At 70.8% G+C, this 19,411-nt stretch carries 14 protein-coding genes; 6 read left to right on the forward strand and 8 right to left on the reverse strand.

All coding sequences use genetic code 11. The features are described 5' to 3' along the window. Window positions 1-154: 154 nt before the first annotated feature. Window positions 155-1,297 (reverse strand): ROK family transcriptional regulator, encoded by a 1,143-nt coding sequence (locus tag MUY14_RS28885; protein ID WP_247013795.1) that lies wholly within the window; start codon window positions 1,295-1,297, stop codon window positions 155-157. Window positions 1,298-1,355: 58 nt separating this feature from the next. Here MUY14_RS28885 and MUY14_RS28890 point away from each other — a divergent pair, with 58 nt between their 5' ends. Further along, a complete protein-coding gene (locus MUY14_RS28890) occupies window positions 1,356-2,573 on the forward strand; it encodes an amylo-alpha-1,6-glucosidase (RefSeq protein WP_247013797.1) in 1,218 nt (405 codons plus the stop codon). On the opposite strand, the gene MUY14_RS28895 is transcribed toward MUY14_RS28890, so the two are convergent. Then, window positions 2,561-4,315, reverse strand: a complete 1,755-nt coding sequence (locus tag MUY14_RS28895; protein ID WP_247013799.1) for an alpha-L-fucosidase — start codon at window positions 4,313-4,315, stop codon at window positions 2,561-2,563. The genes MUY14_RS28890 and MUY14_RS28895 overlap by 13 nt on opposite strands. 357 nt (window positions 4,316-4,672) lie before the next feature. Here MUY14_RS28895 and MUY14_RS28900 point away from each other — a divergent pair, with 357 nt between their 5' ends. Further along, entirely contained in the window at window positions 4,673-5,860 is a 1,188-nt protein-coding gene (locus MUY14_RS28900) for a glycoside hydrolase family 105 protein (RefSeq protein WP_247013802.1), read from the forward strand. 58 nt (window positions 5,861-5,918) lie between these two features. Here the strand turns inward: MUY14_RS28900 and MUY14_RS28905 are convergent, their stop codons facing one another. The 4 genes from MUY14_RS28905 to MUY14_RS28920 form a co-directional block, all read right to left on the reverse strand. After that, window positions 5,919-7,382: a glycoside hydrolase family 28 protein gene (locus MUY14_RS28905; protein ID WP_247013804.1), complete on the reverse strand. Its 1,464-nt coding sequence runs from the start codon at window positions 7,380-7,382 to the stop codon at window positions 5,919-5,921. A gap of 224 nt (window positions 7,383-7,606) precedes the next feature. Beyond that, entirely contained in the window at window positions 7,607-7,822 is a 216-nt protein-coding gene (locus MUY14_RS28910) for a hypothetical protein (RefSeq protein ID WP_247013806.1), read from the reverse strand. A gap of 105 nt (window positions 7,823-7,927) precedes the next feature. Further along, a complete protein-coding gene (locus tag MUY14_RS28915; protein WP_247013808.1) occupies window positions 7,928-9,499 on the reverse strand; it encodes an alkaline phosphatase in 1,572 nt (523 codons plus the stop codon). A 33-nt stretch (window positions 9,500-9,532) separates the two neighbouring features. Then, complete coding sequence (locus tag MUY14_RS28920; RefSeq protein WP_247013810.1) at window positions 9,533-10,189, reverse strand: hypothetical protein; 657 nt, start codon at window positions 10,187-10,189, stop codon at window positions 9,533-9,535. A gap of 121 nt (window positions 10,190-10,310) precedes the next feature. On the opposite strand from MUY14_RS28920, the gene MUY14_RS28925 reads away from it, so the two are divergent. The 3 genes from MUY14_RS28925 (at window position 10,311) to MUY14_RS28935 (ending at window position 16,014) form a co-directional block, all read left to right on the forward strand. Beyond that, window positions 10,311-13,232 carry a BTAD domain-containing putative transcriptional regulator gene (locus tag MUY14_RS28925; RefSeq protein ID WP_247013812.1) on the forward strand — a complete coding sequence of 974 codons (2,922 nt, stop codon included), beginning with the start codon at window positions 10,311-10,313 and terminating at the stop codon, window positions 13,230-13,232. 95 nt (window positions 13,233-13,327) lie between these two features. Beyond that, window positions 13,328-14,551 (forward strand): hypothetical protein, encoded by a 1,224-nt coding sequence (locus tag MUY14_RS28930; RefSeq protein ID WP_247013814.1) that lies wholly within the window; start codon window positions 13,328-13,330, stop codon window positions 14,549-14,551. A 233-nt stretch (window positions 14,552-14,784) separates the two neighbouring features. Further along, window positions 14,785-16,014 carry a glycoside hydrolase family 88 protein gene (locus MUY14_RS28935; RefSeq protein ID WP_247013816.1) on the forward strand — a complete coding sequence of 410 codons (1,230 nt, stop codon included), beginning with the start codon at window positions 14,785-14,787 and terminating at the stop codon, window positions 16,012-16,014. Between the two features lie 38 nt (window positions 16,015-16,052). Here the strand turns inward: MUY14_RS28935 and MUY14_RS28940 are convergent, their stop codons facing one another. Then, complete coding sequence (locus tag MUY14_RS28940) at window positions 16,053-16,508, reverse strand: DUF4396 domain-containing protein (protein WP_247013818.1); 456 nt, start codon at window positions 16,506-16,508, stop codon at window positions 16,053-16,055. Window positions 16,509-16,773: 265 nt separating this feature from the next. Here MUY14_RS28940 and MUY14_RS28945 point away from each other — a divergent pair, with 265 nt between their 5' ends. After that, a complete protein-coding gene (locus tag MUY14_RS28945) occupies window positions 16,774-17,790 on the forward strand; it encodes an autoinducer 2 ABC transporter substrate-binding protein (protein ID WP_247013820.1) in 1,017 nt (338 codons plus the stop codon). Here the strand turns inward: MUY14_RS28945 and MUY14_RS28950 are convergent. Beyond that, window positions 17,787-19,355 (reverse strand): esterase-like activity of phytase family protein, encoded by a 1,569-nt coding sequence (locus MUY14_RS28950; RefSeq protein ID WP_247013822.1) that lies wholly within the window; start codon window positions 19,353-19,355, stop codon window positions 17,787-17,789. The two genes, MUY14_RS28945 and MUY14_RS28950, sit on opposite strands and share 4 nt — an antisense overlap. Window positions 19,356-19,411: the final 56 nt, after the last annotated feature.

A 19,411-nucleotide genomic window follows, 5' to 3' on the forward strand; every position in this document is an offset into this window, starting at 1 on the left:
ATCCGATTTGTCGGACGAAAAACGCGAGGAATGCTCCGCGGTGTGCGTTAAGTCCGGTTTCGCGCACCATGGGCGACAGCCGCGCGCCACCTACTAAAGTCGGGTGCTCCGTCCACTCGGGACAGTTCACGCCGTGACGGTACTTCGGCCGTGGTCAGCGCGGTGCGGCCAGCCTGCGGTCCACTTCGGCCGTCGAAAAGACCGTGTCGACGACCATCGCCACCGCGCCGCCGAGCGCGTCGCCGCGACCGCCGATTTCGACGCGCAGGTGCTGCGTCGCCCGCGGGAGCGCGCGCCGGTAAAGCTCTTCGCGGACGCCGGCGACGAAATGCGGTTCGGCGAGATCCCCGGCGACGACCAGCACGCCCGGGTTGACCACGCAAACGAGCGTCGCGAGCACCTCCCCCACCTGGCGGCCCGCGACTTCGGCGAGCCGGACCGCCGCCGGGTCGCCCGCCAGGAGGCGGTCGCGCACGCCCGAGCCCGACGTCGTCGGCAGGCCCAGCTCGGTCAGGCGCGCGGCGAGGGCGCCTCCGCTGGCGACGGCCGCGAGGCAACCGAGCGAACCGCACTGACAGCGGGCGCCGGGGTGGCCCGGCAGGCGGATGTGGCCGATGTCGCCCGCGCCGCCGTCGATGCCGCGGTACACCTCGCCGCCGAGGACGATCCCGGCGCCGATGCCGGTTGACACCTTGACCACCACGAGCGCGGCCGAGTCCGGGTGGCGGGCGCGGTGCTCGCCCAGCGCCATCAGGTTCGCGTCGTTCTCGACCAGCACTGGGGCGGCAAAGCGGGCGCCGAGGTGGGTGTCGATCGGGTAGCCGTCCCAGCCCGGCATGATCGGCGGCTGCGTCACGCGGGCGCGGCCGGGTTCGACCGGGCCGGGGACGGAAACGCCGACGCCGCACACCGGCCGTCCGGCCTCGGCCAGCAGCTCGTCGAACCACCCCGCGATCCGGTCGAGCACCGGTTCCGGGCCGTCGGCGACGCGCAGCTCGCCTTCGCGGTGGGCCAGCCGCCGTCCGGCCAGGTCGGTGACCGCGGCCTCGGCGTGCGTGGTGTCGATGCTCGCGGCGAGGACGACGGCGTGCTGGTCGTCGAAGCGCAGCTGCCGCGCCGGGCGGCCGCCGGTGGAGTCCTCCTGGCCGCCCTCGGCGAGCAGACCGGCCGCCTGGAGGCGGTCCAGGCGCGCGGTGAGGGTCGACCGGGACAGGCCGCTGCGGGTGAGCAGGGCCTTGCGCGTGGTCGCCTCCCCCGTCTTGACCAGCTGGAACAGCTCGCCGGCACTGGTCGGCATCCGACGTCTCCCCCCTTTTGTCTATTGACACTACACAAGTCCGAGATAAGTTGGACATATGGATGTAACACGAGCCGCGGCCGTACTGGCGGGCAACTGGCTCGGCTCGTCGACCGTGCCCTCGCGATCGCTCTACCCGCACCAGTGGAGCTGGGACTCGGCGTTCATCGCGATCGGCCTGCGCCACCAGGCGCCCGAGCGCGCACGGCGCGAGCTGCGGACGCTGTTCGCCGCGCAGTGGCCCGACGGCCGCGTCCCGCACATCGTGTTCGACCCGGGCACCCCGCCCGAGGCGTACTTCCCCGGCCCGGCCTTCTGGCGCGCCGGGCGGACGTCCGGCATCGTCCAGCCACCGGTGCACGCGCGCGCGGTGCTGGCGGTGCACGAAGCCGCGCCGGACCGCGGATTCCTCGCGACGCTGTACCCGAAACTGCGCGCCTGGCACGAATACCTGCGAGGATCACGCGACGCGGGCGGGCACGGCCTCGCGGCGATCGTGCACCCGTGGGAGTCCGGGATGGACAACAGCCCGGCGTGGGACGAGCCGCTGGCGCGGGTCACGCCGTCGAGCGGCTTCGTCCGCCGCGACCTGGCCCACGGCACCGAGGCGGACCGGCCGAGCGACGCCGACTACGGCCGGTACGTCCGCCTCGCCGCGGACTACCGCGACAGCGATTACCGGGACTTCGGCGACTTCGTCGTCGAGGACCCGGGCTTCAACGCCCTGCTGGCCGACGGCGAACTGGCGCTGGCCGAGATCGCCGAGGAGCTCGGCCTGCCGTCGGAGGAACACCGCGAATCGGCGGCGCGCATCGCGAAGGCGTTGCAGGACACGTTGTGGGACAACGGCTTCTTCTTCGCCCGCGACGTCCGCACCGGGGCGCTGACCCGGCAGCACACGTGCGCCGGGCTGCTGCCGCTGCTGCTCCCGGACCTGGCGGTCGCCCCGGCCCTGCTGGCCACGGCAACCGGCCCGCGCTTCGGCCTCGGCCGCGTCCACGGCATCCCGAGCTACGACCTGACGGCCCCGGACTTCGACCCGGCCCGCTACTGGCGCGGCCCGTCGTGGTCCAACGTCGGCTGGCTCCTCCACCGCGCCCTGCACCACCACGGCGAACACGCGCTCGCCACCCGGCTGCGCACCGACCTCCTGACGACGGCGGTGGCCACGGACTTCGCGGAATACTGCGACCCGCTGACCGGAGCGGGCCACGGCACCCGCTCGTTCAGCTGGACCGCGGCGCTGGCCGTGGACCTGCTGGCTCAGCCCGCGTAGGCCGAGCCCAGCCAGGTTTCGTCGATGCGCAGGCGCTTGTAGCGCGTGCTGTCGCTCGAGGCCGCATACGTGCTCGTCACCCGCAGGCGGACGTACCTCGTCGTCGTCGCCGGCAGGTCGATGAACTGGACGCCGCGGTGGCTCGGGAGGGTGCCGGACTTCAGGGCGCTCCCCCAGTTCTTGCCGTCGGCCGAGACGAACACCTGGTAGGCCTTGATGCGCGCGGACTGCTCGGTGTCCGACCGGGCGTAGCTCACCGAGTCTTCGCGCTGGTTGAGGCCGACGTACCGGACCGGCCGCGCGGCGCCGAGGTCGTAGTCCAGGTCGACCGGGAGCGTCTTGCCGTTGTCGAAGTACGTCAGGTAGTCGCCGTCGCTCGCGGACTGTCCACTGTGGCCATTGGCGGACGCGCTCGCCTTCAGCGTCACGGTACGCGGGTCGTACGTTCCCGTGCGGCCCGCCGTTTCGACCTTGAACACCGTGTCGTAGGCGTCCCAGCCCGACAGCCCGGACAGCGTCAGGGTGCCGCCACCTTGGCCGAACGAGATCGCGGCGCCGGTGCGGAGGTTCGTGACACCCGAGACGCGGTAGCCGTTGTCGCGGATCTTCAAGGTGCTCCCCGACGGCTTGGTCAGCACGTGCACGTACTGCGTTCCGCCGCGGATCGTGATCACGCCGTGCGCACCGTCGTTCCAGAAGCCCGGTTGCATGCCGCCGTACATGTACCCCGCGCCTTCGGTGCCGTCGAGGGATTCCGCGATCGCGCCGAGGTAGCCGGCCGCGAAGTTGTTGAACGCCTCCTGGTTCGCCGGGAACCGGCCGTTCACCATCGCCGTCTCGGCCATCAGGGACTTGATCGACGAGCCGGCGTTCGTCACCAGGCGGCCGAGGTTGAGCGCCTGGGTCACCGGCGGGTTCGAGCCGCCGTACCACCAGGAACCGGTGTCGGGCAGCTTGAAGCACGCTTCCGTGAGCCGGGGCATCGCCGTGTACGTCGCCTGCGGGTAGTCGTACGACGGCGTCATGCCGGTCTTCTGCTCGTTGCTGATCGTGTCCATGATCGGCGTGTCTTCGTTGTTGTTGCTCAGCAGGTAGTCCGGGCGCTGCTGGTAGATCTGCCGGTACAGGTCGTGGGACTCCCAGTAGGCGTTGTCGTTGTCGATCCAGAACCCGCCGAGGTCCGGGTAGTTCTTCATGACCTCGAAGAAGTTGTCGTAGCTGAACTGGCCGAAGCCGTCCTGGCCGTCGAGGTCCACCGTCTTGCCCTTGTACTTCGAGTAGCCGGCCGAGTCGAGCCACTCGTGGCCGCCCTCGTCGTGCCATTGGGCGTCGTTGGTCATGTAGAGGATGACCTTGAGCCCCTCGGTCTTCGCCGCGGCGACCAGCTCGCCGAGGAAGTCCCGTTTGGTGCTGCAGCTGCCCGGGATCTTCGACGGCCACGCCCGCGAGTAGCCGAGGCGGCTGTGGAAGGAGGCCAGCACCAGGTAGGAAGCGTGCAGCTTCTTCGCCTCGGTGACCCAGTAAGCGGGACTCCACCCGCCGTCGGTGATCGCCTTCTCCCAGGCGCTGCAACTGGTGTAGCCGGGCGAGGTGCGCATGCCCCAGTGCAGGAACAGGCCCGCCTGGCTCTCACGCAGCCACTGCTGGGAGGGTTTCTGCAGATCGGCCGACGCCGGCGCGGCGGTGAGCCCGGCCACCGCCAGCAGAGAAGCGCACACGACACCCAAGCGACGCAAGAACATCGATGACCTCCAGTGGTCTGGTCCACCCGGAGTGGTACTCCTCCGGTTCGCCGTCGGTCAACCCTCTGATCCGACCTTTGGCACCCGTTTCGCCCATCGGTACACCGAAGTACCCGCCATTCGGGTCAAGTATCTGATATATGACTTAAGAGGTCGGACCTCTATTGACCGGCTCCCGCGAGGCGAGTACATGTTCTCCGTGGGAAGCGCTTTCGCTCCCCGACCACCGCTCCGGCGAAACGGGTAGCACGCCGCGCCCCAGAGCCGGCCGGGATGCCGACGGACGGCGGATCGGCATCCCGGCCACCTCTTCGCACCACCCGCGTCGCGGGGGCCAGTGCAGGAAAGGGACGACGCATGTCCGAGCACCCCCTTCGCCCGACCCGGCGCGCGGTCCTGACCGGCACGCTCGGCGCGCTCGGTGCCCTCGCCGCGGCGGGCCCCCTCGCGCGCGCGGCCGACCGGCTGCCCCCGATCGGCGGTGCCGCGCCGCCACCGGACTGGTCGCGGGCGGTCATCGACTCGACGATGAAGCGCTACACGCCGGGCACGATCGGCGGCTGGGGCTACACCCTCGGGCTGTACCTCTACGGTCAGTACCTCTTCTACCAGCGCACCGGCGAACAGAAGTACCTCGACTACATCGTCGCCTGGTACGACCGGTTCATCACCGACAGCGGGATCTCCAACAGCTTCACGAACCTCGACTCGATGCGCTCGTGCCAGCTGCTGCCGCTGCTCTACGCCGAAACGGGCCGCAAGAAGTACAAGACGGCGGCCGACCAGCTGCGCAAGCGGTTCCCGGCCTACCCCCGCACGTCCGACGGCGGCATGTTCCACGCCACGAGCAAGGTCGGCCAGCTGTGGGGCGACGGCGTGTACATGGCCCAGCCGTTCCTCGCGCTCTACGGCGCCGCGTTCGACGACGGCGCGTACTGCTTCGAGGAGGCGGCGAAGAACATCTCGGTGTACTTCAGCCACCTCCGCGAGCCGGCGAAGGGCCTGCTATACCACGCTTACGACGAGGACGGCTCCGAATCCTGGTCGTCGGGGACCGGGCACCACTCCAAGTACCACTGGGCCCGCGCGATCGGCTGGTTCGGCATGGCCACGATCGACATCCTCGAGGTGCTCCCGGCGGACCACCCGCGCCGGGCCGCGCTGATCGACGTCGTGCGGTTCCTGGCCGCGGGCTACCAGCGCTACCAGGACCCGGCCAGCGGCCGCTGGTACCAGGTCGTCGACCGCGGCGGCGAGACGAAGAACTGGCTGGAGACGTCGGCGTCGTCGATGTACGCGTTCACGATCGCCCGCGGTGTCCAGCGCGGCTACCTGCCCTCGTCCTACCAGGCGGTGGCGGACAAGGGCTACGCCGGCGTGCTGAAGAAGATCTCCCTCGGCTCCGACGGCCTCACGAACATCACCGACATCTGCGAGGGCACCAACGTCGGCGACCTGTCCTACTACTACGCGCGGGCCCGCAAGACGAACGACTTCCACGGCCTGGGCGCGTTCCTGATCATGAACGAGCAGTTCCACCACTGACCACGAGGCGCGCCGCAGGAGGGGCCCCGGCTTTCCGGCCGGGGCCCCTCCGTTTTCGTCAGCAGTCCGAAGTGGACCCCGTCGCGTTCACGCGCAGCGCCGAGTCCCGGACGCAGTAGCCCGCCACCGCCTGGAAGCCGATGTCGTACGGGCTCTTACTGCCTTTCTCCGCGGTGAAGTGGTCGAACGTGATGTCCGAGCTGTTGTTGACGATGCTCGCCGGGCGGCCGTCGTCCTTCCCGAAGTCCACCGAGCTGTCCACGAACCGGATGCCGGCCGCGTAGTGCAGGTACCAGCCGTAGGACGGGCGGGTGCCGATGCTCTTCGGGTTGTAGTCCGTCGCGTCGTTGCTCGGGACGCCGGTGCCCGCGGTCCCGTTGCCACCGGGCACGGTCAGCTCGACACCGGTGAAGGTGACATCGGAGACGCGGTGACCGCTGTCCGCGCCCCAGATCGTCGGGCTGAAGTTGCTGCCGGTGTGCGTGCCGGTGACGTTGTCGAACGTGATCCCGCTGATCGAGCCGACGCCGGGGTTGTTCCCGCACCGTTTCCGCGTGCCGATCTTCATCATCACCGGCGAATACGTGCCCGACATCGTGATGTTGCGGTAGTGCACGTCGGAGATCTTCGCGCCGTCCATGGAGACGATGCCGAGACCCGATTTGTGCGCACCGGTGATCGCGATGTCCGAGAACCGGTAGCCGGTGAAGTCACCGCAGGTCTCGGACCCGAACATCAGCGCGTTGCAGCACACCGCCGAGAGTTTCGCGCCGGTCACCGTGACGTTCCCGTTCGGCAGTTTCGCGCCGAGCGCGTAGTCGCTCTTGAACACGAGCGCGTCGTCGTTGGCCGCGATGGCGGCGTTGGTGATGGTGACGTTCGTGGTGCTGATGATGTTCCAGCCGTCGCGATCGCCCGCCGTGTCGATGGTGAGGTGGTCGGAGACGACGTTCTTGCACCCGTTGACCAGCGCCGCGAAGTGCCCGCCGCGGCGCAGCTTGATGCCGGACAACGTCAGCCCGTCGCACCGGGTGAGCGACAGGATCTTGTCCGCCTCACCGGATTTCGGGTTGCCGGTGATCAGGTTGCCGCCGCCGTCGATCGTGCCCGCGCCGGTGAAGCCGATGTTCGTCAGCTTGTCGCCGGCGAACATCGCGTTGTGGAAGTGGCTGTGGCCGTAGTCCTGGTAGTCGTCCCAGGGGTTCGATTCGGGCTTGTCGTAGGTGTCCGCACCGGACCCGGTGATCGTCGCGCCCGCGTCGAGCTGGATCGTCACGTTGCTCTTGAGGTGCACCGTGTTCGCGGACTTGTACGTACCCGAGGGGAACCGGACGGTGCCGCCGCCCGCGGCGTTGGCCGCCGTGATCGCCTTGTCGACCGCGGAAGAGTCGTTGGCGGAACCGTTGCCCTTCGCGCCGTAGTCCTTCACGTCGTAGACGCCGCCGGGCGCCGCCGCGGAGATTCCGGTACCGGCCACCACCAGCCCGGCCACCGCCCAGCTGATCAGCAAAGATCTTTTCACCGTGAGACCGCCTTGTCATGGAATCGGGAAATTCGGCATGACGGCGGAGAACCCAGATTACGAGTGGCGCCAACGGACTGTCAAGATCGACTGGCTCGGGGGACCCGCGCCACCCCCAGTCGGACGCGGGTCCCCCGAGGTCCTTTCGGGATTTCCGCAGTCTACCGCCGGCGCCCCCGGGGATACCGTGCGAATTTCACGCCCGGACCGAGAATCCCGCATGATCAGGCGAACTCTAGCCCGGACGACAGCAGTGTGAACGCCCGATCGGCCGCCTCGACGGCCGCGGGAAAGCGCTGTCCCGCCGGGACGCCGGGCTCGTCGCACAACCCGGTCACCGGTGCACGCTCGTCCAACCCGCGCAGGAACGCCTCCCGCAGCGCTTCGAGGGGACCCGGCCCGGGCCGGCGGGCGCGGACGACGGCCGCCGCGCCCGCCACTTCGGCGACCCCGACGGCGTCGGACCCGCGCCCGGGGAAGAGCCGGATCGCCGCCGTCGAGACCGTCGTCCGCGTGCGGAGCTTCTTGCGTTCCCGCGGGCCTGGTCAGACCTTCTGCAGGCCAGGCTTGCCCGCTTGCACTACGTAACTGACATCGTTCTTGATCACGACCGACGCCGGGTCGTAGACGCTGGTGTCCGACGTGGTCATGAAATCCGCTCGCGTCTGCCCGGGCGTGGTCGTGACGCGGACGTAGCCGCGCTCGCCCTTGCAGTACTTGACGTGCGGGTTGTTCGCGTACCAGGCCGCGCTCGGCGCGGTCGCGGTGTCGCTGTTGCTCGTCACCGACGTCGTGACCAGCTCCGAGCCGATGACCGGGTCGCTGTGGTCGAAGTAGTCCAGCCGCAGGTCGGCGGCCCAGTGCCGGTGGACGTCGCCGGTGAGGACGACGGGGTTGGCGACCTTGCGGTCCACCCAGCCCTGCTGGATCCGGTTGCGGGAGGCCTCGTAGCCCTGCCAGGAGTCGGGGCTCTCGCAGGTGGCCTTGTTCCCGTCGCCGTCGCGCGTGGCGAAGAAGACCTGCTGGCCGAGGAAGTCCCACGTCGTCGGGTGCGACTCGAACTGCTTGAGCAGCCAGGCTTCCTCGGCGCTGCCGAGGATGCTGCGCGAGGTGCTGCGCGTGTCCGTGCACGACGGCCCGGTCGAGCCGGACGGGTCGGCCACCTGGGCGCTGCGGTACTGGCGCGTGTCGAGCATGTGGAAGCGGGCGAGGTTGCCCCAGACGAACTGGCGGTACAGCTGGATCAACGAGCCGTTCGGCTTGGCCGTGGACCGGATCGGGGTGTTCTCGTAGAACGCCTGGAACCCGGCGGCCTTGCGCGCGGCCGTCGCGGGCGAGGTGGTGCCGTTCCAGTTGTTCATCACCTCGTGGTCGTCGAAGACCACGATCCACGGCGCGATCGCGTGCGCGGCCTGCAGGTCGGCGTCGGTCTTGTGCTGCGCGTGGCGGGCACGGTACTGCGCGAGCGTCGTCACGTCCTCGGTGAAGGCCAGGCTGCGCGGGTTGCGTTCGGCTGCGGCGCGGCCCGACTTCTTCTCGTAGATGTAGTCGCCGAGGAACAGCACCAGGTCCGGGTCGTCGGCCACGATGCCCTTGTACGCGTGGTAGTAGCCCTCCTCCCAGTGCTGGCAGGAGCTGAAGCAGTACTTGAGCTGGTTGACCGCGGCACCGGCGGCGGGCGCGGTGCGCGTCCGGCCGACCGGCGAAAGGTAGCCGCCGGTCTTGAAGCGGTAGAAGTACTCCCGCGCGGGCTGCAGGCCGGTCGGTTCGATGTGGACGCTGTGCGCGGCCGCGCGGACGGCGCTCACCTGGCCGCTCTGCACGATCGAGCTGAACGCCTGGTCGTTCGCGATCTCCCAGTCGACCGCGTAGGTGGCGTCCGGCATGCCGCCGAAGCCGTCCGGGTCGAGCGGGGCCGGCGCGAGTCTCGTCCACAGGACCACGCTGTCGGGCAGCGGATCGCCGGACGCGACGCCGAGCTGGAAGGGATCGTGGACGGCCGGGGCGGCGGCCGTGGTGCGGGCGTTCGCCCACGACGGCAGCGCCGCCGAAGCCGCGGTGGCGGTGACCGCGGCGAGGCCGCCGAGGAGCACCTTGCGCCGGTTGACCTGACCCATGGTGGAAAGCCCTTTCTCTTCGGGTGGACGCGGTCAGGCCGCGAAGTCGGTGAGGCCGTCGCTGCAGGACTTCAGGTCCGGCTTGCCGGTGGTGTAGTCGGCGACGCAGACCTTGTAGAAGACCCAGCCGCCGTGCGGGACGGAGACGGCCTTGTCGGCCTTCGTGCCCTCGCCACCGGAGTTCCAGACGTAGAACGGCCCGGCACCGCCCTTGAGCCAGTAGGCGACGACGGCGGAGTAGCCGTCGGCGTTCGTGTCGTAGACCAGGAAGTGCGAGTCGGACGAGCGGTACTGCCCTTCGCCGGCACAGGCGTCGGCGCACTGGGCGCTGCCCGTGCCGACCCCGCAGTCCGGCGCGATCCGCGTGTCGGAACCGGTGTAGACGTAGGTGTCCGAGATGTACCCGCCGAGCGCGGGCACGTAGTCCCAGAGCGTGCTGGTGCCGTAGGTGCCGGTCACCGAGGAGCCGGTGAGCTGGCAGTCGATGGCCACGGTCGCGCCGTTCGCGACGGTCTTGACGGCCGTGGCGCTGGCGGTCGGCGCCCGGCGGACGTTGAGCGGGTCGCCCGCGGTCTTCACGGTGCCGCTCGCCGCGGCGGACGCCTCGAGCGCGCCGCCGGCCGCGAGCGAGCCGATCGCCGCCACGATCACCCCGAGTCCGGCGATACGCCGGAGGTTCAAACGCTTCATGGCGGGAGCGTGACCGCGGCCCGTACACGTCTCGTACAAAGCCCGTCCTCGCGCGCACGCGCGCGCCCAGACACTCCGAATGGATCTATCGCCCGAGGTCGGGCGGTCATAGCATCCGCTCATGGGGGAACTCATCGGGCAGGTTGAGACCACCTCGCTGACCATCCGCGTGCTCGGCCCGCTGGAGGTCACCGCCGCCGGGCGGGTGATCGCGCTGGGCGGGCCGAAGCCCCGGCTGCTGCTGGCCGCGCTGGCGCTGCAGCCGAACGTCGTCGTGTCCACCGACGTCCTGGTCGAAGTGCTGTGGCCGGAATCGGCGCCGCGGTCGGCCGCGGCGAACATCCGCACGTACGTCCATTCGCTGCGAAGGCGTTTCGCCGAAATCGACCCCGGTCTCGGCGAACGGATCAGCAGCCGCGCGTCCGGCTACCTGCTGACCGCGTCCCCGGCGGAGCTGGACCACCTCGCCTTCGCGGCATTGGCGGGCGAAGCGCAGGAAGAGCTCGATCGCGACCGGGCCGAGAGCGCTCTCAAGCTGCTCGACCGCGCCGACGCGCTGTGGCGCGGCGAAGTCCTCGAAGGACTGCCGCACGACCACAGCTGGGGCGCGACCGTCGCCCGGCTCGCCGAACTCCGGCTGTCGGTGCAGGAACAGCGCCTGCGCGCGCGGATCGGCCTCGGCCGCTGCGGCGAGGCCGTCGCCGAGCTGCGGGGGCTGGTCACCGAGCACCCGCTGCGCGAAGAGCTCTGGGCGCAGCTGATCGTCGCGTTGCGCGCCGCGGGCCGGACCGCCGACGCGATCGAGGCGTACGAGTCGGCCGAGCGCGTCCTGCGCGAAGAGCTCGGCGCCGGACCGGGTGCGCGGCTGCGCGAGCTGCGCGCGACGCTGGTGCCGGAGACCGTCGCCGCCCCGCGCCCCGCCGACGTCGCCCCGGTCTGCCAGCTGCCGCTCGACCTGCCGGACTTCACCGGCCGTGACGACGTGATCCGCGACGTCGTCGCCCTGATGCGGGACCGGGCCGGCTCGGGCACGCCCGCCGTCATCGTGCTCACCGGCGCGCCCGGGGTCGGGAAGTCGGCGCTCGCCGTCCGCATCGCGCACGCGGTCCGCGAGGAGTTCGCCGACGGCCAGCTGCACGTCGACCTGGCCGGCACGTCGTCTTCGCCGCGCGCGCCGATGGGCGTGCTCGCCGAGCTGCTGCACGCGCTCGGCGTCCCGGACGCGGGCCTGCCGCGGGAGCCGGCCGAGCGGTCGGCGCTGCTGCGGTCGCGGCTGGCCGGGCGGCGGATGTGCGTCGTGCTCGACGACGCCGGGAGCGCCGCCCAGGTGCGGCCGCTGCTGCCCGGGGCCGGCGCGTGCGCGGTGCTGGTGACCAGCCGGATCCGGCTGCCGGGGCTGGCCGGCGCGAAGGCGGTCGACGTCGACCTGCTGCCCGAGGCCGAGGCCGCGCGGCTGCTGCAGGGCATCGTCGGCGCCGAGCGGGTGGCCGCCGAGCCGGAGAGCGCGGCGGCGATCCTGCGCCAGTGCGGGCACCTGCCGCTGGCGATCCGGGTGGCCGGCGCGAAGCTGACGCACCGGCCGGGCTGGACGCTGCGGCTGCTGGCCGACCGGCTGCGCGACGAGCACCGGCGGCTCGACGAACTGCGCGTCGGCGACCTCGCCGTCCGGGCGAGCGTGACGCTGTCCTACGACCTGCTGCCGATGTCCGCGGCCACCGCGTTCCGCGGGCTCGGGCTGCTCGGGCCGGTCCAGTTCCCGCCGTGGGCGGTCGCGGCCGTGCTCGGCCGCCGCGACGCCGAAGACGTGCTCGACGTGCTGGTCGACGGCCACCTCGTCGAGCTGGTCGGGTCCGATTCGGCGGGGCAGCCGCGGTACCGGCTCCACGACCTGCTGCGCGTGTACGCGGTCGAGCTGGCTGAACCGACCGACGCGGCGTCGGTGCGCCGGGTGCTGGAGGGCTACCTGGCGCTGGCGCTGGAGGCCGCGCGCCGGATGCCGCTGCACTTCTTCGGCATGTACTGCGACGACGAGCTGCCGCGCCCGGCGGTGCCCGCGGACGTCCTGCCCGACGACCCGGCGGCGTGGTTCGCGGCCGAGCGCCACACCAGCGTCGCGGCGGTTTCCCTGGCCGCGGACAACGGCTTCGACGACCTGGCCTGGCAGCTGGCGTCGGCGCTGGCACCGTACTTCGACCTGCGCGGCCACCAGGACGACTGGCACAGCACCCACCTCATCGCCCTGGCCGCGGCCCGCCGCACGGGCTCACTGCGCGCGGAGGCGATCGTCCAGCGCAACCTCGGGCAGTACCTGCTCTACCAGGACGAATACGCGGGTTCGCGGGTGGCGTTCGAGGAGTCCCGGGCGCTGTTCGAGCGGGTCGGCGACGCGCAGGGGGTCGGCATCGCGCTGACCGGGCTCGCGACGATCCTGCGCATCGAGGGCGAGGACGACCGCGCACTCGACCACTGCCACGAGGCGCTCAAGCTGTTCGCGGAGGCGGACGACCCGCACGGCGAAGCGGTGGCGCGCATCGGCGCGGGCGCGGTCTGGATGTCCCGAGGCTGCTACGCGGCGGCGAAGCGCTGGTTCACCGACGCCTTGGAGCTGTCCGCGGCGATCGGCGACCGGCACCGCGAGGCCCACGCGTTCAAGCGCCTGGGCCTGCTGTTCCAGCACCAGGGCAACCTGGCGGCGGCCCGCGAGCACGTCGACCGGGCGATCGCGATCTTCACCGACCTCGGTGACGACCATTGTGTGGGGTACGCGAACCAGAACCTCGGTGAGTTGTGCCTGCACAGCGGGGACTTCGCGCATGCGCAGCTGTTGCTGGTGAACTCGCTGTCGGTGCACCGCCGGAACGGGGACCGGCGGTCGGAGGCGGAGGTCTCGCAGCTGCTCGGGGAGCTGCACCGGGCGCTTTCGCAGCCGGAGCGGTCGCGGGACTACTCGGAGCGGGCGCTGGCGATCTGGCGGGAGCTGTCCTCCTCCCGGCCCCCGGCTCCCGCGGCGCCCGCCGAGCCACCGCACATCGTTTCCGCCTGACGCCCGGGTGCACAACCTGCTTGTACGGATCATGTACGTCGTCCCGTCAGTCTTTCGCCACGTTCGAGTGAACAGGTGCGAAGGGAGAACCGGGGATGATCCGGATCAGGAAGGCCGGCCGCGTGACCGCGGCGGTTCTGGCCGCGGGGGCGGTGACGGCGCTGGCCGGAGCACCCGCCCAGGCCGCGACGAAGACCGATGGCGCGAGCTGGACCGCCGACGTGTCCACTGTGGACACCGATGACGTCAACGTCGCCGGCACCGGCGGAACGCTGACGCTGGCCGACGCCGCGTGGCACAGAACCGCAAGGGTTTTCGCCGGCAGTGAAGGCAGTCTCACCACCGCCGAACACGCGCTCGGCTCCGCCGCCAACCGCGTCAGCGCGGAACTGGCCGCCGACACGCCGAAGGGGACCTCGGTCGACGTCGACGTCCGCGGCCGGACCGGGGTGAACGACTGGACCGAGTGGACGCCCGCGGGCACCACGCTCAAGACCGCCGTCTCCGCCGTGCAGGTGCGCATCAGCCTGCACAGCAGCACCGACGGCGTGCGGCCGACGGTCAAGGACGTCAAGCTCAGCGCCGACAACGCCCCGCAGGTCAACGCGCTGGCCGCGACCGCCGCGCTGACGTACAAGGTCTACGGCACCCGCGAGGGCCTGATCGGTGGCACGACCGCGAACGGTCACGTCATCACCAGCCGCGACCACTTCGTCGCGCTGCCGTCCGGAAAAGGCTTGTCCAGTAAGGGATCGGGCACCTACTCCGTGCGCGTCTGCCGCACCGACGGCAGCAAGTGCGAGTACGCGCCGGTGTGGGACATCGGCCCGTGGAACGAGCAGGACGACTACTGGAACCCGGCGGCGACCCGGACCAAGTTCAAGGACCTGCCGCAGGGCCAGCCCGAGGCGTACGCCGCTTACTACAACGGGTACAACGGCGGCAAGAGCGGCCTCGGCTACAAGGTGGCGAACCCGGCCGGCATCGACCTCGCCGACGGCGTCTTCTGGGACGGGCTCGGCATGTCCGACAACGGCAACGTCAACGTCACCTACCTGTGGACCGGCTCCGGCCCGACCGGCGTGGTCAGCACCGCGGGCGACCCGATGAACGTCCGGGCGAGCGCGAGCACGTCGGCCGCCATCAAGGGCCTCGCGGCGAACTACGCCAAGGTGACCATCGAGTGCTACGTCGAGGGCGACACCGTCACCGGCAAGTTCGGCACCAGCAACATCTGGGACCGCATCGGCCCCGGCCACTACGTGTCGGACACCTACCTGCAGACCGGCTCCGACCTCCCGGTGGCGCCGAAATGCTGAAGCACTGAAGCGCGGCTCGAGTGAGCCTCGATCATCGCGTGGTTGACTGCCCTCACCCCCGCGATAACAGCGAAGGCCCGGTGTCCCCCACCGGGCCTTCGCCCTTTTCTCCGCCATTCCCGCTCAGCGGGACGTCAATTCACAAGCGTGAATGCGAGTTCGCCGGGTGTACAACTCACGGGTGACCGTGCAAAAATTCCGGGCACTTTCCCCGCACGGAATGGCGGTCCCCTGTGAGCGTTTCCCGGAGAACCCTGCTGACCACCGCGGCCGGTGCCGCGGTGGCCGCGAGCAGCCCGACCCCTGCTTTCGCGGCCACCCCCGAACTTCCCGACCAGGCCACCGTGACCCGGACGCTCCGCCAAGCGGCCGATTACGCGGTGGCGAAGCTGCGCGCGGTGGCCCCCGGCGTCACCGCGTTCCCGGTCGGCACGAAGTTCGAGAAATGGACCTATTCGCAGAATGGCGACTGGGTCGGCGGATTCTGGCCCGGCCAGTTGTGGCTGGCCTGGCTGCACAGCGGCGAGGAACAATTCAGGACCCTCGCACTGGCGTCCGCGGAGAAACTCGCGCCGCGCCGGACCGACACCGGAACGCACGACCTCGGCTTCCTCTTCTACCCCTCGTGGGTGACCGCCTGGCGGCTCACCGGCGACGAGAAGTGGCGCGCGGGCGCGATCCAGGCCGCGTCATCGCTCATCAAGCGCTACAACCCGGCCGGGAAGTTCATCCGCGCCTGGGGTGCGCTGAACGACCCGGGCAATGCCGGCCGCGTCATCATGGACACGATGATGAACCTGGACCTGCTGGCGTTCGCGACCGAGCAGACCGGGGACCCGGCGTACCTGGACATCGCGGTCGCGCACGCCAGGACCGCGCAGAAGAACTTCCCGCGCCCCGACGGGTCGACGCCGCACGTGTTCGACTTCGACCCGGTCACCGGCGCGCCGGTCGGGCCCAACACCGTGCAGGGCTACAGCCCGGCGTCGTGCTGGTCGCGCGGGCAGGCGTGGGGCGTCTACGGGTTCACCACGATCCACCGGCGCACCGGCGACCCGGAGTTCCTGACGACGGCGCAGCGCCTCGCGGACTACGCGCTGTCCCGGCTGACCGCCGACCACGTGCCGGTGTGGGACTACCTGGCGCCGCAGGCCCCCGACGACGTCAAGGACGCCTCCGCCGGCGTGATCATGGCGTGCGGCCTGCTGGACCTGGCCGAGCTCACGCACCGCCCGCAGTACCGGGACAGCGCGCTGCGCATCCTGACGGCGGTGTCGCGCACGTGCCTGACGACGAAGTCCACCCGCGCCGAAGCGAGCGTCGCCCGCTGCACCCGCAACCGCCCGGCCGAGGACGGCGTCGAGGTGTCGCTCCCCTACGCCGACTACTACCTGCTGGAAGGCATCCTGCGGGTGCTGGACCGGCGGAAGGTCGACCGCGCGGTCGACCTGTCGAGCGTGTAGCGGCGTCCGGGGAGGCCGCCACCTTCCCGGACGCGCTTTCAGTGCTGGTGGTGCGCGTGCACCTTGGCGTGGCCGAGACCGCGCCCGATCATCCACTTGTTGACCGGCACCGTGACGACGAACGCGATCGCCAGCGACAGCGCCAAGGCCAGCCAGAAGAGGAAGCTGGCCAGCCCCGCGTCCATCGCCCCCGGGATCGCCACGACCACGGTGTTGTCGATCAGCTCCATGACGGCGATCGACACGGTGTCCGCGGCGAGCGCGACCTTGAAGGCGGCCTGGACGCCCAGGCCCGACTTCAGGACCCCGCGCATGGTCAGGCCGTAGCCGAAGACGAAGGCCAGCGCGATCGAGAGGACCACGGTCGCCGCGTTGTGCAGGCCGAACGCCGTGCCCAGCACCATGCCGAGCACCTCACCGATGGCGCAGCCGGTCAGGCAGTGGAGGGTCGCCTGGATCGCCGTCGCCCACGAAGCCCCGTGCTGTTCGTTCATGCCGGCGACTATACCCCTGGGGGGTACCAAACGCGAGTTCCGCGAGTCACACGCCGAACGACGAGGGGCGCCCGAGAGGGCGTCATCGTCACCCTGCGTGGCCGACACCGCCGACCAGGCGATCTTCTTCTCATCCACCCGGAGCAGAACTCACTTCCGTAACCCTTTGCGCACATCCCGTTGACCTCCGTTACCCGGGGCCCTACCGTTCGCCCTTGGTCTCCACCGTGCGCAGACCGTCCGCAAGTCATGAGGAATGGGTGGGATGCGAGGGCCGACGAAGACCTTCCGGCTGGTCGCGACGCTGCTGCTGGGTGCCGTGCTGACGGTCGGGGGCTGCTCGGACCAGCTGGGCAGCGCGCCCGCGCCGGCTCCCACCCGGGTCGCCTTCGTGCCGAAGATCGGGGGCATCCCGTACTTCGAGGCCATGGACACCGGCGGGCAGGAAGCCGCGAAGCAGCTGGGCGTGGCGTGGTCCACGAACGCGCCGGGCAGCGTCGACCCGGCCGCCCAGGTCGCCATCCTGCGTGAGCTGATCGCCAAGAAGGTCGACGTCATCGTCGTGGCGCCCAACGACCCGGCCGCGCTCGCGCAGGTGATCGGCGAGGCCCGGGCGAAGGGCATCCACGTGCTGACCTCGGACACCGACGCGCCGGGCACGCAGCGTGAGGTGTTCGTCAACCAGGCCACCGCCAAGGGCATCGGGACCGCGCTCGTCGACGCGCTGATGAAGAAGACCGGCGGCACCGGGCAGTACGCGATCGTCTCCTGCGGCCCGGCCGCGGCGAACCTCAACACGTGGATCGCGGTCCAGAAGGACTACGCCGCCACGCAGTACCCGAAGGCCCAGCTCGTCGAGACCGTCTACGCGGGCGAGGACCAGGACACCGCGACGAACCTCGCCAAGGAGCTGATGGCCCGCCACCCCGGGCTGACCGGGCTGATCGGCGAGTGCACGACGTCGGCGCCCGGCGTCGCGAAGGCCGTGCGCGACGCGGAAAAGATCGGCCAGGTCTTCACCGTCGGGGTCGGGACGCCGCAGGCGATCAAGCCGTTCCTGCTCGACGGGTCCTGCTCGCAGTCGGTGCTGTGGAACGTCGAGTCGCTCGGCTACCTCACCGCGTGGACGGCGAAGCAGGTCGCCGACGGCAAGCCGCTCCAGGCCGTCAACAAGGTGAGCCTGGAGTTGCCGGCGGTGAAGTTCGACGCCCCGTCGAAGACCGTCCTGCTGGGCGATCCGCTGCTCATCACCGCCGACAACGTCGACCAGTTCAAGTACTAGCGCACGTCGATGGTGACCGTCGCGGTGCTCGTCGCCGCCGGGAGCCTCGTGGTGTCGACGGCCAGGTACTCGCCGTCGTCCTGGCGCCCGTCCGGCAGCGTCTTCGGGTGCAGCGCGTACGGCGGTGCCGCGTTCGTCACGGCGTCGATGCCGAAGTCGTTGTCGTTGCTGATCACGACGGTCCGGCCGCCGTCGGTGGTCGCGACGCCTTCGACCTTGTCGTGCCCGAAGAAGCCGCCGCTCGGGTCCAGCCCGGTCACCAGGGCACCGAGGTCGAGGTACAGCTTCTTCGAAACCGGCTTGATGCCGGCCGCGGCCAGGTCGGCGGTCGCCTGGGCGGTGGTGTCCTTGCCGACGTAGGCGTCGATGCTCTTGCCGCCGACGAGCAGGCCGCCCTTGACGGCGTCGTACCCCGCGGCGCGCGGGCCGACGTCGGTGGCGCCGCTCAGGTCGATCTCGTACAGCTTTTTGAAAGCACCCGGCTCCGGCTTGCCGTCGCGCTCGTCCACCAGGAACCGCGTGGCCGACAGCGCCGTGATCTCGCTGACCGCGGTGCCCGTCGTGTCCGGGTCGTCGAGCAGGTAGAGGTACTCGTGCGTGGCGCGGGTCCGCAGGTCGACGGTGACGATCCGCAGCGTCGTCACGTTGCCCGGCTTCTTCGTCAGGTCCGGCTGCTGCAGCGCCGACTGCATGACGCCGACCAGCGTCCGGCCGTCCGGGGTGAGCGCGAGGCCTTCCATGCCCTTGTTCGGGACGCGGTACTTCAGCTCGCCCGGCAGCGAGCCGTCGTACGGCGAGAGGCGCTCGAGCGCGCGGCCGTCGCGGCCGAAGTGCGTGATGAAGGGGCCGTACTCGTCGGACACCCAGAACGTGCCGTCGCGCTGGGCGACCAGGCCTTCGGAGTCGTAGCCGTTCGCGGACTTCGGGAGGGTGTTCCCGTTCAGGTCGACGATGGTCTCGCCGGTGTCGGCGACCGGGCTGACCTGGCCGTTGTACGGCGTGCCGTCCGCCGCGCGCAGCGGGACCACCTTCTCCAGCACGGCCTTCCCGTCCCGCAGCCGGAACTTGCCGATCGCCGGGGTGAACGCGGGCAGCGGCTCGATCTTGCCGCCACCGGGCGCGTCGACGTTCGGGCCGCGGTCGGTGAGGCCGTAGACCTCGTCACGGGAGCCGGGCACCGGGGTCAGCGCCGAACCGTAGGCGCCGCCCTTGATCTCGACGCCGCCGACCGTCGCCAGCGGCGGCAGGGCCGTCGGGTAGAGCTTCACCGCGTCGGAAACGGTGTAGGTGAAGGAATCCCGGCCGGTGAAGCCGGGCGCCGGGGTGTAGTGGAAGGTCCCGTCGGCGCCGATCGCCACCGTGCCGTGCGCGGCCGCGGTGTGCCGGACGACCGCGGTGGCCGACCGGTCGTTGCCGAGCACCCCGCCCCGCAGCGGCTGCCCCGCGCGCACGCGGTAGTGGTCGTCCTTCGCCCGCGGGCCGTGGTCGTGGGCCGCCGCCGGTCCCGCCGCCACCAGCGGCAGCGCCAGGACCCCGGCCACCAGGGCGATTCGTACCCGCTTCATCCGGTTCTCCTCCTCCGGCGCGTCGATCGCGCCGGAGGAGGAGTCTGAGCGGCCGA

The sequence above is a fragment of the Amycolatopsis sp. FBCC-B4732 genome (assembly GCF_023008405.1).
In the GTDB taxonomy this organism is placed as follows: Bacteria; Actinomycetota; Actinomycetes; order Mycobacteriales; family Pseudonocardiaceae; genus Amycolatopsis; species Amycolatopsis pretoriensis_A.